The organism is Pantoea sp. GCM10028869 (assembly GCF_042666835.1).
Lineage (GTDB): Bacteria > Pseudomonadota > Gammaproteobacteria > Enterobacterales > Enterobacteriaceae > Pantoea > Pantoea leporis.
In genome coordinates, this window is the sequence record NZ_JBHTGO010000008.1 from 111,080 (window position 1) to 123,736 (window position 12,657).

Genomic DNA, 12,657 nt, shown 5'->3' on the forward strand with positions numbered 1-12,657 from the left:
GCTGCGAAACGTTTTGCGATATGGGAACGGGAAGGTGTTGAGCGGCTTCTTAAAACGGCGGCGCAGCTTTTAATCCCTGCGCTGCCCGTTCAATAATTACTGAACCGGCTGGCCCGGTAGCAATTTCTCAGACATCAAACGGCGGCAGGAGAGTCTTTCCTGCCGCGCTTGTTGCTGCTGTTGCGGTGACAAATCCTGCCAAACCGTTTGCAGATGCTCTGCCAAAGCTTGCTGGAAATGCACCTTTTGTAATGCGTAATCGGAATTACTGCCTTCAATAATCTGCTGCATATCTTGCGGAGCATTGCCGCGTCCATCATGAGTGAGCGTACAGAACATGGCGATGTAATAGCCTTTGTCCTCATCGCTGTAATGCGGCATCAGCCACCAAACGGCGGCACTGATGACGATCAGCAACGGCACAATAAATTTGAGTTTTAACATCAATAGGTTCATCCGCTGGAGAAAGGAAATGCGCCATCATAGCGACGAGAGTTAAAGCGCCTGCGCGCACGCCCAAGCCGAGCTCCACGCCCACTGGAAGTTGTAGCCGCCCAGCCAACCGGTAACGTCCACCACTTCGCCGATAAAGAACAAACCTGGCACATCGCGCGCTTCCATGGTTTTTGACGACAGTTGGGTGGTATCGACGCCGCCTAGCGTCACCTCGGCGGTGCGATAGCCTTCGGTGCCGTTTGGCTGCACGCGCCATTGATGCAGCGTGCTGACCAGTTCGCCCTGCTGCTTGCTGTTTAGCTGCTTCAGCGTGACGTCAGGAATCTGCTTTAGCTCCTGCAGCACTTCCACCAACCGTTTTGGCAGAATTTTCGCCAGGCTGTTTTTCAGGCTAAGATTGGGATGCGCCTCGCGCTGCACATGAATGAAATCATCCAGCGAAGTGGCAGGTGACAAATCAATGGTGACGAATTCACCCGGCTGCCAGTAGCTGGAGATTTGCAGCACGGCGGGCCCCGATAAGCCGCGATGGGTAAACAGCATCGCTTCTTTAAATAAGGTGCCGTCCTGCGAGGTGATGGTGGTGGGCAGCGCGACGCCCGACAGCGTGTTGAGCTGTTCCAGCAGCGGTTTATGCAGCGTGAACGGCACCAATGCCGCGCGCGTCGGGAACACTTTCAGGCCGAACTGTTCCGCCACTTTGTAGCCAAACGGCGTGGCGCCGAGGCCTGGCATCGAGAGCCCGCCGCTGGCGATCACCAGTTTTTCTGCCTGCACCGATGTGCCGTTCAGCTGCAAGGTATAACCGTTATCGTCGCGCTCAACGCTCAGCACTTCACTGCGCAGGCGCAGCGTCACCTGCCCGGCATCACACTCTTTCAACAGCAGATCGACAATCTGCTGTGCGGAGTCATCGCAGAATAATTGCCCGAGCGTTTTCTCGTGATACGCAATGCCGTGGCGATTGACCAGATCGATGAAATCCCACTGGTTGTAGCGCGCCAGCGCCGATTTGCAGAAATGCGGATTATGCGACAGATACGCCGCCGGTTCGGTGTGCATGTTGGTGAAGTTGCAGCGACCGCCGCCCGACATCAAAATCTTGCGACCGGCTTTTTTGCCGTTATCCAGCAGCAATACGCGGCGACCCAATTGCCCCGCCTGCGCCGCGCAGAACATGCCGGCTGCGCCTGCACCAATAATGATAACGTCAAACTTTTCCACTGCTTTATCCGCCTTGCCCGAAAGGCGCTGATTGTAGGGATTTGCGGCTTTTAGCGCCAGCTTCAAAAAAATGCCGTAAATGTGTCATAATGTAACTTACTAATTTTAAGCTGTTTTCAGCTAAATCTATACGCTGCATTACAATTTTAAGACAATAAAGAGCTATATTTTTCTTTCATATCGCGCACGTTGTCGCAGATAATGCGCCGCGTTCATGTCCTCCCAAAATGGCGTAACGTTTATGCTACATCTGTTTGCTGGTCTCGACCTCAGTACCAGCCTGTTACTGATTCTTGCTCTGCTGTTTGTATTGTTTTACGAAGCAATCAACGGTTTTCACGACACTGCTAACGCGGTCGCGACTGTCATTTATACCCGTGCGATGCGGGCGCAACTGGCGGTTGTCATGGCGGGTGTTTTCAACTTCTTAGGTGTTTTGCTTGGTGGATTGAGCGTGGCGTATGCCATCGTTCACATGCTTCCGACCGATTTACTGTTGAATGTCGGTTCGGCCCACGGACTCGCCATGGTCTTCTCCATGCTGCTTGCCGCGATTATCTGGAACCTTGGCACCTGGTATTTGGGTTTGCCGGCGTCCAGTTCTCACACATTGATTGGCGCCATCATCGGTATTGGTCTCACCAACGCCCTGATGACCGGCACCTCGGTGGTTGACGCGCTCAACCTGCCGAAAGTCATCAATATCTTCATGTCCCTGATTCTTTCGCCGATTGTAGGTCTGGTGATTGCAGGCGGTCTGATCTTTATCCTGCGTCGCTACTGGAGCGGAACCACCAAGCGTTCACGCATCCACATGACGCCTGCTGACCGTGAAAAGATTGATGGCAAGAAAAAGCCCCCGTTCTGGACGCGCATTGCCCTGATCGTTTCCGCGATTGGCGTGAGCTACTCACACGGCGCTAACGATGGTCAGAAAGGCATTGGCCTGATTATGCTGGTGCTGATCGGCGTTGCGCCGGCTGGTTTTGTGGTGAACCTGAATGCGTCGGGTTATGACATCACCCGCACGCGCGATGCCGTAAACCATCTGGAGCAGTATTATCAGCAGCACAACGAATCACTGACGCACATGGTGCAGATGGCGCCGCCTGTGGTGCCAACGCCAGATGAATCGCTTGGCGGTCCGCAGGAGTTCCATTGCGACAGCAGCCGTGCGCTGCAGGCTATTGATCGTGCGCAGCTGCTGCTGAACAATCTGCAGAGCTACGATCAGCTGACGGTTGATCAACGCAGCCAGATGCGTCGCCTGCTGCTGTGCGTTTCCGATACCGTAGATAAAGTGGCCAAGCTGCCGGAAACCAGCGCGGACGATAAGCGCTTCCTCAATAAGCTGAAAAGCGATTTGCTGGGCACCGTTGAGTACGCACCGATCTGGATTATTGTGGCTGTGGCGCTGGCGCTCGGCATCGGTACCATGATTGGCTGGCGTCGTGTTGCCACCACCATTGGTGAGAAAATCGGTAAGAAAGGCATGACGTATGCGCAAGGGATGTCGGCGCAGGTGACGGCCGCAGTATCGATTGGCGTGGCCAGTTACACCGGTATGCCCGTTTCTACCACGCACATTCTGTCGTCGTCGGTGGCCGGTACTATGCTGGTCGATGGCGGTGGATTGCAGAGTCGCACCATCAAAAATATCGCTATGGCGTGGGTGTTCACCTTGCCGGTGTGTATTTTGCTGTCGGGTTCGCTCTACTGGATTGCACTGAAACTGATCTGATGGATACCCTAAATAATTCGAATGACAGCAAGGCGGCAAGTGAGTGAATCCTCAGGAGCTTACTCAAGTAAGTGACTGAGGTGAACTCGCGCAGCTAACGCGGCTGTGATTCGAAGTATGACGGGTATGAGGGCGACGCGATGTCGCCCTTTTTATTGCCCTTTTTATTGCCAGATCGCCATCGCAATCAAACTCACCACCACCAAAAAGCAGAGCCCGCTGGTCAGCACAAACTGCCCGCGCACGCGCTCACAGCGGCGAATGAACTCGTCGTCATGATGATCGTGATAGCGCTTCTCCCAGATATAGCGCACCAGCCGCACCTGCTTACTCGGCTGCCCGTGCGACGTGAAGAAACCCGCACCATCCACGTATTGATATAACAGCGGATCGCAACCGCGCAAAACGGCTAAAAGTGAGCGCAAAGAAGAGAAATAGCGCGCCATATTCACCAGACAAACCACACACAGAGCCCAAAAAAGCGCGATAGTGCTGATCATGTTCCCCTCCCGGCTGGAGCCGCAACGACGTCGAACGCAGCGGGGAATTGCTGTAGACGCCGCACGGGAAATAAACCAGCCATTGAATGATGTCGATTGCATTGTTGTTATGCGAACCTGAGTGCGCAACGCATATGGCAGTGGCACTTATTTTCAGTGTAGGAGATCTGTTGAATTTTTTTCCAGCGATGATTTTCGTTCAGGGCGAGTGAAAAAGCCGATAACGCTTGATCTTCCTCACAAGCGAACTTGCGCTTGCAGCATTTGTTAACAACTCTGGCTATACTCAGGACATAACAAAAACCGCCTGCAAGGCTGAAATAGTTGGTTGGTGGCGCTTCATCGCCGTCTCGCGCAAAGGAATCGCCGACCGTGAAAGCAGGAAGATTGCCCCGAATCTTGAGAAAGGAGTTTTATCATGGCTTATAAACACATCCTGATTGCAGTAGACCTTTCCCCGGAAAGCCAGTTGCTGGTTGATAAAGCCGTTTCGCTGGCCCGTCCTTATGATGCAAAAATCTCGCTGATCCACGTTGATGTGAACTATTCAGACCTCTACACCGGGCTGATTGATGTCAATCTGGGCGACATGCAGAAGCGTATTTCTGAAGAGACGCACACCGCGCTGAAAGAGCTGTCGATTAACGCCGGTTATCCGATCAGTGAAACCCTGAGCGGCAGCGGCGATCTTGGCCAGGTGCTGGTGGATGCGATTAAGAAATATGATGTGGATTTGGTAGTGTGTGGTCACCATCAGGACTTCTGGAGCAAGCTGATGTCATCGGCGCGCCAGTTGATTAACACCGTGCATATCGACATGTTGATTGTGCCGTTACGCGACGAAGACGAAGAATAAAAATCAGGCCGGGTTACCGGCCTGATTTTTTGTAGCGGCGCAATGTATTGCGCATTGTTTGCGTTATTACCCCTGCGGCGGATAAATATCAAAACGATGGCTTTTGGTCACCACCGCATCCTGCGTCACCACGCCCGCTAACGGCGGCGCGTAATCCGGACGCTTCACCACAATGCGCTTCTTCGCCAGACGGCGCGCCGGTTCCAGCAACGCATCAGCATCATCATCCGCACCGACCAACGACTGAAACACCCGCATCTCTTTCTTCACCATCGCGCTTTTCTGGCGATGCGGATACATCGGATCGAGATAGACCACATCCGGCGCGGGCGTGATATCGCTCAGCGCTTGCTGGCTAACAGCGTGCAGCAACGTCAGCCGATCGCGCAGCCAGCCGCCAATCTCCGCATCCTGATAACCGCGACGCAAACCATCGTCCAGCAAGGCCGCCACCACCGGATGGCGCTCCAGCATGCGCACGCGACAGCCCAGCGCCGCCAGCACAAACGCATCGCGCCCCAAACCGGCCGTTGCATCAACCACGTCTGGCAGATAACCGCTTTTGATGCCGACCGCTTTTGCCACCGCTTCGCCGCGACCGCCGCCAAACTTACGCCGATGCGCCATCGCGCCCGAGACGAAATCCACGAAGATGCCGCCGAGTTTCGGCTCATCCAGTTTACGCAGCTCAAGATGCTCTGCGGTTAACACCAGCGCCATCGTCGCCTGTTCGTCCTGCTGCAAACCCCAGCGCTCGGCTAAATGTAATAAGGCGCCGTCTCCGGCGCCCGTTTCATCGATTAAACCAATTTTCACAAGCCGGCTTATCCCTGAATTCCGTAGTGTTCCAGCATCGCATCGAGCTGCGGTTCACGACCACGGAAGCGTTTGAACAGCTCCATGGGCTCTTCGGAACCGCCACGCGTCAGGATGTTGTCGAGGAACGACTGACCAGTCTGACGGTTGAAAATGCCCTCTTCTTCGAAGCGCGAATAGGCATCGGCAGCCAACACGTCGGCCCACAGATAGCTGTAGTAACCAGCCGCATATCCGCCAGCAAAGACGTGGCTGAAGGCGTGCGGGAAACGGCCCCATTCCGGGCTTGGCACCACGGCAACCTGCTTCTTCACTTCACGCAGGGTTTCGAGGATGCGCGCACCTTGGGCGGGATCGAACTCGGTATGCAGACGGAAATCGAACAGGCCGAACTCCAGCTGACGCAGAATAAATAGCGCCGCCTGATAATTTTTCGCCGCCAGCATTTTATCCAGCAGTTCCTTCGGCAGCGGTTCACCGGTTTCGTAGTGGCCGGAGATAAACGCCAGCGCTTCCGGCTCCCAGCACCAGTTTTCCATAAACTGGCTCGGGAGCTCGACGGCATCCCACGGCACACCGCTGATGCCAGACACGCCCGGCGTTTCGATGCGCGTCAGCATGTGATGCAGACCGTGACCGAATTCATGGAACAGCGTGATCACTTCATCGTGCGTGAACAGCGCCGGTTTGCCCTGCAGCGGACGGTTAAAGTTGCAGGTGAGATAGGCCACCGGCTTCTGCAGACTGCCGTCGGCTTTACGCATCTGGCCGACGCAATCGTCCATCCACGCACCGCCACGCTTGTGTTCACGTGCGTAGAGATCGAGGTAGAAGCTGCCGCGCAGTTCACCGCTTTCGTCGAACAGGTCGAAGAAGCGCACGTCTGGATGGTAAACATCGACGTCTTTACGCTCTTTAGCGGTGATGCCGTAAATGCGTTTAACCACCTCGAACAGACCACTTACCGCGCGCGCTTCCGGGAAGTACGGACGCAGCTGCTCGTCGCTGATGGTGTAGAGATGCTGTTTCTGTTTCTCGCCGTAATACGTCAGATCCCACGGATTCATCTCGTCGACGCCGTACTCTTTCTTCGCGAAGGCGCGCAGCTGAGCCAGCTCTTTTTCACCCTGCGGACGGGCGCGTTTCGCCAGATCGGTCAGGAAGTCGATGACCTGCGCCGGATTTTCCGCCATTTTGGTTGCCAGCGATTTGTCGGCGTAAGAGTCGAAGCCCAGCAGCTGAGCCAGTTCATGACGCAGCGCCAGCTCTTCCGCCATCACCGGACCGTTGTCCCATTTGCCGGCATTCGGGCCCTGTTCGGAAGCACGCGTTGAATACGCGCGGTACAGCTCTTCACGCAGCGCAGCGTTGTCGCAGTAAGTCATGACCGGCAAATAACTTGGGATATCCAGCGTCAGAAGCCAGCCTTGTTGCTCTTTGGCTTCGGCCTGCGCTTTGGCGGCGGCCAGCGCGCTTTCCGGCATACCCGCCAGCTCCGCTTCATCGGTCACCAGCTTGCTCCAGCCCATGGTGGCGTCGAGCACGTTGTTGCTGTAGGTCGAACCCAGTTCAGAAAGACGTGCCGCGATTTCGCCGTAGCGCTTTTGCTTCTCTTTATCGAGGCCAATACCGGACAGCTCGAAATCACGCAGGCTGTTATCCACCGCTTTCTTCTGCGCGGTATCCAGCGCCGCGTAGCTATCGCCCTCTTTCAGGTTGCGATAGGCCTGATACAAACCTTCATTCTGGCCGACCCAGGTGCTGTATTCGGACAGCAGCGGCAGCGTTTGCTCGTAAGCTTCGCGCAGTTCCGGGCTGTTTTTCACCGAGTTCAGATGGCTGACCGGCGAGAACAGGCGACCTAAGCGATCGTCAACTTCAGCCAACGGCTGCACCAGATTTTCCCAGGTGTAAGGCGCGCCTTGCGCCACAACGCGCTCTACCGCTGCGCGACAGTCGTTCAGCGCTTCGGTAACCGCAGGAACCACATGTTCAGGTTTGATAGCAGAAAACGGGGGCAGCGAAAAAGGCGTGAGTAACGGATTGGTCATAAGCGCAGTCCTTTCATGATGAAGTAGTGGCGCGAATGCTCGCGCGACGCATTTTACTAACATGCGGCTTGATGACAGGAAAATCAATGCCACTGAGCCTGTACCCATGAAGAAAAGCCCGCCAGAAGGCGGGCTGAAGATTATTTAATCGCGAGTTGGTAGTGAATCACATCGTAGGGCGCCACCCACGGCGGCAGCGGTTCGCGTTCGATGATATCTTTTGCCAGTGCCCAGCCTTCTACTGCGCCGCCGGCTCCCGTTAACGACATCCCTTCATACAACATGGGAGGCAGATTGTTATCAAACGGCACTTTGTCATCAGCAAAATCGTTAATCACTTTGCCGCCTAAGGTACTGACTTTCACGCTGACTTCCACTTGCTGGTCAGGAATAAGCTTAGCTTTGGCTGTTTTTACGGCAAACCAACGCACACCATTTTGCGTCACTAACGCTTTGCGCTGTTCTAAATGTTTGTTGAGCTGGTCATAGCCCTTCTCAATCAGCGATCCCATCTTTTTATTGATCGTCTCCTGCATCGCAGCATATCGCCGTGACATCTCTTCACTATTCATTACCGAAGTGCCGGTTTGTAACTGCGTGCTGAATCCCGCGATCAACTGATCAATGCTGATGGTGAGACCGGTATCTTTTACCATCTGTAGTTGAACGACCGCATTGCTGGCGATCGATTGCCCCAGCATATAGCCATCGCGCTCAGCATCGGTTTTGGGTTCTGCGGCTGCAACCACTGCTGCTGGCTGCTTTTTCGCAGCCTCCAGTTCAGCGGTGAGTTTCACTATGTTTTGCTGCTGCATCACTTTTACTTCATTCAGTGACGCGAGCTTTTTCTCACTCTCAGATTGTTGTTTTTGTAGTGCCTGCGACATTTTTTCACTTTCGGCCAGCTGAGTTTTTAGCGCATCCTGATCGCGCTTAGCAGCAGCCTGCGCTGCGGTAAGTTGCTTACGTAGCGCGGTTGCATCCGTCGTTTGCTGCTGTGCGGCTTTGAGCTCTTGAGTCAGCCGGATGGTATTTAGTGTTTGCTGCTGTTTTTCTTCATCCAGCGCCGCCCGTTTGTTATCACTGTTCGCCTGCTGTTCTTTCAGCGCTTTTTCATGCTGTTCATTCTTTAGTTGCAGTGCGGCTTTCTGTTTTTCCAGCTCGCTTATTTGCGCACGCAGCTGGTAAAACTGCTCCGGCGTTTTCGATTTTACGGCAGGTTTCTCAGCTAATTTTGGCGCTACCGGTTTTAGCTGAGGTTTTGGCTTTTGCACTGGAACAGGAGGCAACGTGCGGGCTGCATCGCCAAACGCTTGCAATACATCATCTTCAGCGGCCGCGCAGGCCAGAGCAGGGAAGAACAATGCGATGATAATAAAGACAAACGGCAGATGACGCTGTGTCATCACAATCTCCTGTAACAGCCTTAAGAACACAAAAGGCTTCATCTCTATTAATAAAATAGAGATGAAGCCCATCCTCAGCGCGAAATTTCGCGCTGCTACTTAGCGAATGCAGTTAAATAGTTATGGTTTAACCGGCCTGACGAATAATTAACTGTGACAGACGTGTCTTAATACGGAAGCACAATTCACGAATCTGGAATTGATAACGCGGCATCACTAAGTCGTTAATATCCGCGCCAATCGAATCTTTAATTTGCAGATATTTATTGGTCTGGGCACCGATTTTCTGGAATTCGGCTTGATAGCTATCATATGACGCTTGGCTATACAGACGCATCGCGTCGAGCTCTTTACGGCACTGCTGAATGTTGCTGGAACGGTCGTCACTGAGTGAAGCCGTCGCGGGTTGCGCCGGCGCTGAAGCCACAAATGGCGTACCTTGCTGCTCTGGCGCGGTTTGCGCGGCGGATTGTTCGTCCGCAGTCGGCGGCGTTACTAAACTATGAACGGGTTGTTGTTTCGCGCAGCCAGTCAGTACCAACAGGCTTGCCACCGCGACACCAGTCATTTTTTTCATTATTGTCACCAGGAGTTGTTTGAGATGCTTTAAGCAAAAAATTATACGGTCTTCACCGGAAAGTTTCCTGCCAGAACCACCTGGCATTTCGCTCATGACCGCTTCGTTATCGGAAACTAACTTACTTAATCCGCGATGAAATTTCGAGTATCACGTCATTTCGTAGCAAATTACCGATAAGAAGTCTGATCGCAACCGGCTATAGCGGCGCATTGGCGCAAAACTTAAGCGGCAGCCAAAACGTCAGCAATTTTTATGCAGCGCGGCTATAATCGCGCCACACACGATGTTTTCACTCCCTTTGATGCAACCGCGGACCCCCTTTTTTTATGCTGAGTTATCGCCACAGTTTTCATGCCGGCAACCATGCCGACGTGCTGAAACACACCGTTGAAAGCCTGATCCTCACCGCTCTGATGGAGAAGGAAAAACCTTTCCTCTATCTGGATACCCACGCCGGTGCCGGACGTTACCTGCTGAGCGGAGAGCACGCCGAGCGTACCGGTGAATATCTGGAAGGCATCGGCCGCATCTGGCAGCAGCCGGATGTACCTGAGTTGCTCAAGCCGTATCTTTCGGCGGTGCGTAATCTCAATCCGCACGGCACCTTAAAGTACTATCCTGGTTCGCCGTTGATTGCCCGCTTCCTGCTGCGTGAAGAGGACAAAATGGAGCTGACCGAGCTGCACTCCAGCGATTACCCGCTGCTGCGCACCGAGTTCAGCAAAGATTCCCGCGCGCGCGTGGCGCGTGGTGATGGCTACCAGCAGCTGAAAGCCAAGCTGCCGCCGCTGAGCCGCCGCGGCCTGATTCTGATCGATCCGCCATATGAGTTGAAAAGCGATTATCAGGATGTGGTGAAAGGCATTCAGGAAGGTCACAAGCGTTTCGCCACCGGCGTGTTTGCGCTGTGGTATCCGGTGGTGATGCGTCAGCAGATCAAACACATGGTTAAAGATCTGCAGGCCACCAATATCCGCAACATTCTGCAGATTGAACTGGCGGTGCGTCCAGACAGCGATCAGCGCGGCATGACGGCTTCCGGCATGATCGTGATTAACCCGCCGTGGAAGCTGAAAGCGCAGATGGAAGAGCTGCTGCCGTGGCTGCATCAGAAGCTGGTGCCAGCCGGAACCGGTCACTTCAGCGTCACGCAGATCGTGCCAGAATAAATTCGCCTTACCGCGTCGCCAGCCTATTAGGACTATTATCATGTGGATCATTCTGGCTGGCGCGCTTGCTATGCTGTCGCCCGCCAAACGTTTTTCGGTACTGCTGCTCACGCTCGCCACCATTCTTGGGCTGTTCCAGGATGTGCTGGATTGGCCGGCGATGGTGCTGCTCGGCGCCATTGCCGTCATCGCCTGGATTCGCGTGGAAAATAACGCGCGCTGGATTCAGTGGGTGAGTGAAGTCGCGCTGGTTGCCATTGCCATCGGCCTGTTTGTACACTTTTTCCCGGGCTTCAAAAATCCGCGCCAGGTGGAAGATGTGCAGGCCGGGCCGCTCAGCCTGCCCTTTAGTTTCTCGTACAACTTCGATAAAGCGCTGATTCCGTTTGTGCTGCTCGTCTGCTTGCCGCAGCTGTTCCGCACCCAATCCGCGCCGCCGCGACTTAAAATTTTGTGGCTGGCGCTGCTGGCGGCGATTCCGCTGCTGCTGTATGTCGCGGTGCAGTTGCGTTGCCTGGCCGTTGAACCCCACTGGCCGGAATGGTTGGGCAGTTTTATGCTGGCGAACCTGTTCTTCGTGTCACTTGCAGAAGAAGCGTTCTTTCGTGGCTATCTGCAACAGCGTCTGCGCCAGCACATTGGTGCCGTGGCGGCCCTGTTGCTGACGTCGCTGCTGTTTGGTCTGGCGCATTTCCCTGGCGGACCGCTGCTGATGATCTTCGCCACGCTCGCCGGATTGATTTACGGCCTGGCGTGGCAGTGGAGCGGACGCCTGTGGGTCGCCACCGGCATCCATTTCCTGTTCAACATGACGCATCTGCTGTTCTTCACCTATCCGGCGCTACAGCACTAAACCTCGAACACCGCGAAATCATGTGCCAGCTCGGTCGCCGCAAACACCGACTGGCACTCCGCCAACAGTTTTTCCCGATCCTTAGACAAATAGCGCGAGCTGAAATGCGTGGCGATCATGCGCTTCGCCCCCGACTGTTTCGCCACTTCCGCAGCCTGAATGGTGGTTGAGTGGCCGCGTCCATTGGCTTTCTCCTGCAGCGCCGCCTCCAGCGTGGTTTCATGCACCATCACATCGGCATTAGCCGCCAGCTGGAGCGCCACGTCGGTGGGCGCGGTATCGCCAAATATCGCCAGCACTTTGCCTTTGGTAGCCGGGCCAAGATAATCCGCACCGTTGATCTCGCGACCATCTTCCAGCTGGATGCGCTTACCCGCTTTCAAATCCTGATACCACGGCCCGCGCGGTACGCCTTCCGCTTTAAGACGCGGCGCATCAAGGAAGCCCGGTTTATCGTGCTGCTCGATGCGATAGCCATAACACTCAATCACATGATTCATCGGCCAGGCCGTCACGCGCACTTCGCCGTCATCCAGCACTAAACCGGCTTCGATCTCGATAATCTCCAGCGGATAAGAGGTGTACGAGCCACTCAAACTGAGCGCCGTCTCGATAAACTGGCGAATACCTTTCGGCCCGTAAATGGTCATCGGTTCGGGGATGCCGGCCATGGAGCGGCTGGTGAGCAAACCCGGCAGCCCAAAGATGTGGTCGCCGTGCAGATGGGTGATAAAGATTTTCTCCAGCTTGCCCGGCTTTAGCGCAGAGCGCATGTATTGATGCTGCGTCGCCTCGCCGCAGTCAAACAGCCAGGTGTCGCCACGTTTCGATAGCGTCAGCGCTATCGCCGTGACGTTACGTTGCAGGCTGGGCGCACCGCCGCCGGTGCCGAGGAATGTCAGTTGCATGCTATGCTTCCCTGTAATCGGACATAAAAATCAATGCTATTACAATCATAGGTGCAATCTTTGCGTCAATAATCATCCTGGCGTTAAACTCTATGCC

The 12,657-nt window shown here is 54.6% G+C and carries 12 protein-coding genes; 4 read left to right on the forward strand and 8 right to left on the reverse strand.

The window, feature by feature from the left end; all coding sequences use genetic code 11:
• Positions 1 to 96: 96 nt before the first annotated feature.
• On the reverse strand, positions 97 to 444 hold the full coding sequence (locus ACFQW4_RS19365) for a hypothetical protein (RefSeq protein WP_101762721.1): 348 nt from the start codon (positions 442 to 444) through the stop codon (positions 97 to 99).
• A gap of 51 nt (positions 445 to 495) precedes the next feature.
• Positions 496 to 1,680, reverse strand: a complete 1,185-nt coding sequence (locus ACFQW4_RS19370) for an NAD(P)/FAD-dependent oxidoreductase (RefSeq protein WP_271461176.1) — start codon at positions 1,678 to 1,680, stop codon at positions 496 to 498.
• A 241-nt stretch (positions 1,681 to 1,921) separates the two neighbouring features.
• Here ACFQW4_RS19370 and pitA point away from each other — a divergent pair, with 241 nt between their 5' ends.
• Positions 1,922 to 3,421, forward strand: coding sequence for an inorganic phosphate transporter PitA (gene pitA, locus ACFQW4_RS19375; protein ID WP_137386695.1), 1,500 nt, complete (start codon positions 1,922 to 1,924; stop codon positions 3,419 to 3,421).
• 164 nt (positions 3,422 to 3,585) lie between these two features.
• Here the strand turns inward: pitA and uspB are convergent, their stop codons facing one another.
• Positions 3,586 to 3,921 (reverse strand): universal stress protein UspB, encoded by a 336-nt coding sequence (gene uspB, locus ACFQW4_RS19380; protein WP_008108136.1) that lies wholly within the window; start codon positions 3,919 to 3,921, stop codon positions 3,586 to 3,588.
• A gap of 418 nt (positions 3,922 to 4,339) precedes the next feature.
• Between uspB and uspA the strand changes: the two genes are divergently transcribed.
• A complete protein-coding gene (gene uspA / locus ACFQW4_RS19385; protein WP_007889892.1) occupies positions 4,340 to 4,777 on the forward strand; it encodes a universal stress protein UspA in 438 nt (145 codons plus the stop codon).
• A gap of 66 nt (positions 4,778 to 4,843) precedes the next feature.
• On the opposite strand, the gene rsmJ is transcribed toward uspA, so the two are convergent.
• The 4 genes from rsmJ to ACFQW4_RS19405 form a co-directional block, all read right to left on the reverse strand.
• On the reverse strand, positions 4,844 to 5,593 hold the full coding sequence (gene rsmJ, locus ACFQW4_RS19390; protein ID WP_110867661.1) for a 16S rRNA (guanine(1516)-N(2))-methyltransferase RsmJ: 750 nt from the start codon (positions 5,591 to 5,593) through the stop codon (positions 4,844 to 4,846).
• Between the two features lie 8 nt (positions 5,594 to 5,601).
• Positions 5,602 to 7,644, reverse strand: coding sequence for an oligopeptidase A (prlC, locus tag ACFQW4_RS19395; RefSeq protein ID WP_110867662.1), 2,043 nt, complete (start codon positions 7,642 to 7,644; stop codon positions 5,602 to 5,604).
• A 140-nt stretch (positions 7,645 to 7,784) separates the two neighbouring features.
• On the reverse strand, positions 7,785 to 9,050 hold the full coding sequence (locus tag ACFQW4_RS19400) for a hypothetical protein (protein WP_377726786.1): 1,266 nt from the start codon (positions 9,048 to 9,050) through the stop codon (positions 7,785 to 7,787).
• Positions 9,051 to 9,177: 127 nt separating this feature from the next.
• Positions 9,178 to 9,627 carry a hypothetical protein gene (locus ACFQW4_RS19405; protein WP_255602812.1) on the reverse strand — a complete coding sequence of 150 codons (450 nt, stop codon included), beginning with the start codon at positions 9,625 to 9,627 and terminating at the stop codon, positions 9,178 to 9,180.
• 329 nt (positions 9,628 to 9,956) lie between these two features.
• Between ACFQW4_RS19405 and ACFQW4_RS19410 the strand changes: the two genes are divergently transcribed.
• A complete protein-coding gene (locus ACFQW4_RS19410) occupies positions 9,957 to 10,799 on the forward strand; it encodes a 23S rRNA (adenine(2030)-N(6))-methyltransferase RlmJ (protein WP_101762727.1) in 843 nt (280 codons plus the stop codon).
• A gap of 40 nt (positions 10,800 to 10,839) precedes the next feature.
• Positions 10,840 to 11,652, forward strand: coding sequence for a CPBP family intramembrane glutamic endopeptidase (locus tag ACFQW4_RS19415; protein WP_377726791.1), 813 nt, complete (start codon positions 10,840 to 10,842; stop codon positions 11,650 to 11,652).
• Here ACFQW4_RS19415 and rnz read toward each other — a convergent pair.
• Positions 11,649 to 12,560, reverse strand: a complete 912-nt coding sequence (gene rnz, locus ACFQW4_RS19420) for a ribonuclease Z (protein WP_110867666.1) — start codon at positions 12,558 to 12,560, stop codon at positions 11,649 to 11,651. The two genes, ACFQW4_RS19415 and rnz, sit on opposite strands and share 4 nt — an antisense overlap.
• Positions 12,561 to 12,657 lie beyond the last annotated feature (97 nt).

What these genes read in the sequence shown, in the direction of transcription:
- ACFQW4_RS19365 (WP_101762721.1), bottom strand. Translation starts at nt 444, where the DNA reads ATGTTAAAACTCAAATTTATTGTGCCGTTGCTGATCGTCATCAGTGCC.
- pitA (WP_137386695.1), top strand. Translation starts at nt 1,922, where the DNA reads ATGCTACATCTGTTTGCTGGTCTCGACCTCAGTACCAGCCTGTTACTG.
- uspB (WP_008108136.1), bottom strand. Translation starts at nt 3,921, where the DNA reads ATGATCAGCACTATCGCGCTTTTTTGGGCTCTGTGTGTGGTTTGTCTG.
- uspA (WP_007889892.1), top strand. Translation starts at nt 4,340, where the DNA reads ATGGCTTATAAACACATCCTGATTGCAGTAGACCTTTCCCCGGAAAGC.
- prlC (WP_110867662.1), bottom strand. Translation starts at nt 7,644, where the DNA reads ATGACCAATCCGTTACTCACGCCTTTTTCGCTGCCCCCGTTTTCTGCT.
- ACFQW4_RS19400 (WP_377726786.1), bottom strand. Translation starts at nt 9,050, where the DNA reads ATGACACAGCGTCATCTGCCGTTTGTCTTTATTATCATCGCATTGTTC.
- ACFQW4_RS19405 (WP_255602812.1), bottom strand. Translation starts at nt 9,627, where the DNA reads ATGAAAAAAATGACTGGTGTCGCGGTGGCAAGCCTGTTGGTACTGACT.
- ACFQW4_RS19410 (WP_101762727.1), top strand. Translation starts at nt 9,957, where the DNA reads ATGCTGAGTTATCGCCACAGTTTTCATGCCGGCAACCATGCCGACGTG.
- ACFQW4_RS19415 (WP_377726791.1), top strand. Translation starts at nt 10,840, where the DNA reads ATGTGGATCATTCTGGCTGGCGCGCTTGCTATGCTGTCGCCCGCCAAA.
- rnz (WP_110867666.1), bottom strand. Translation starts at nt 12,560, where the DNA reads ATGCAACTGACATTCCTCGGCACCGGCGGCGGTGCGCCCAGCCTGCAA.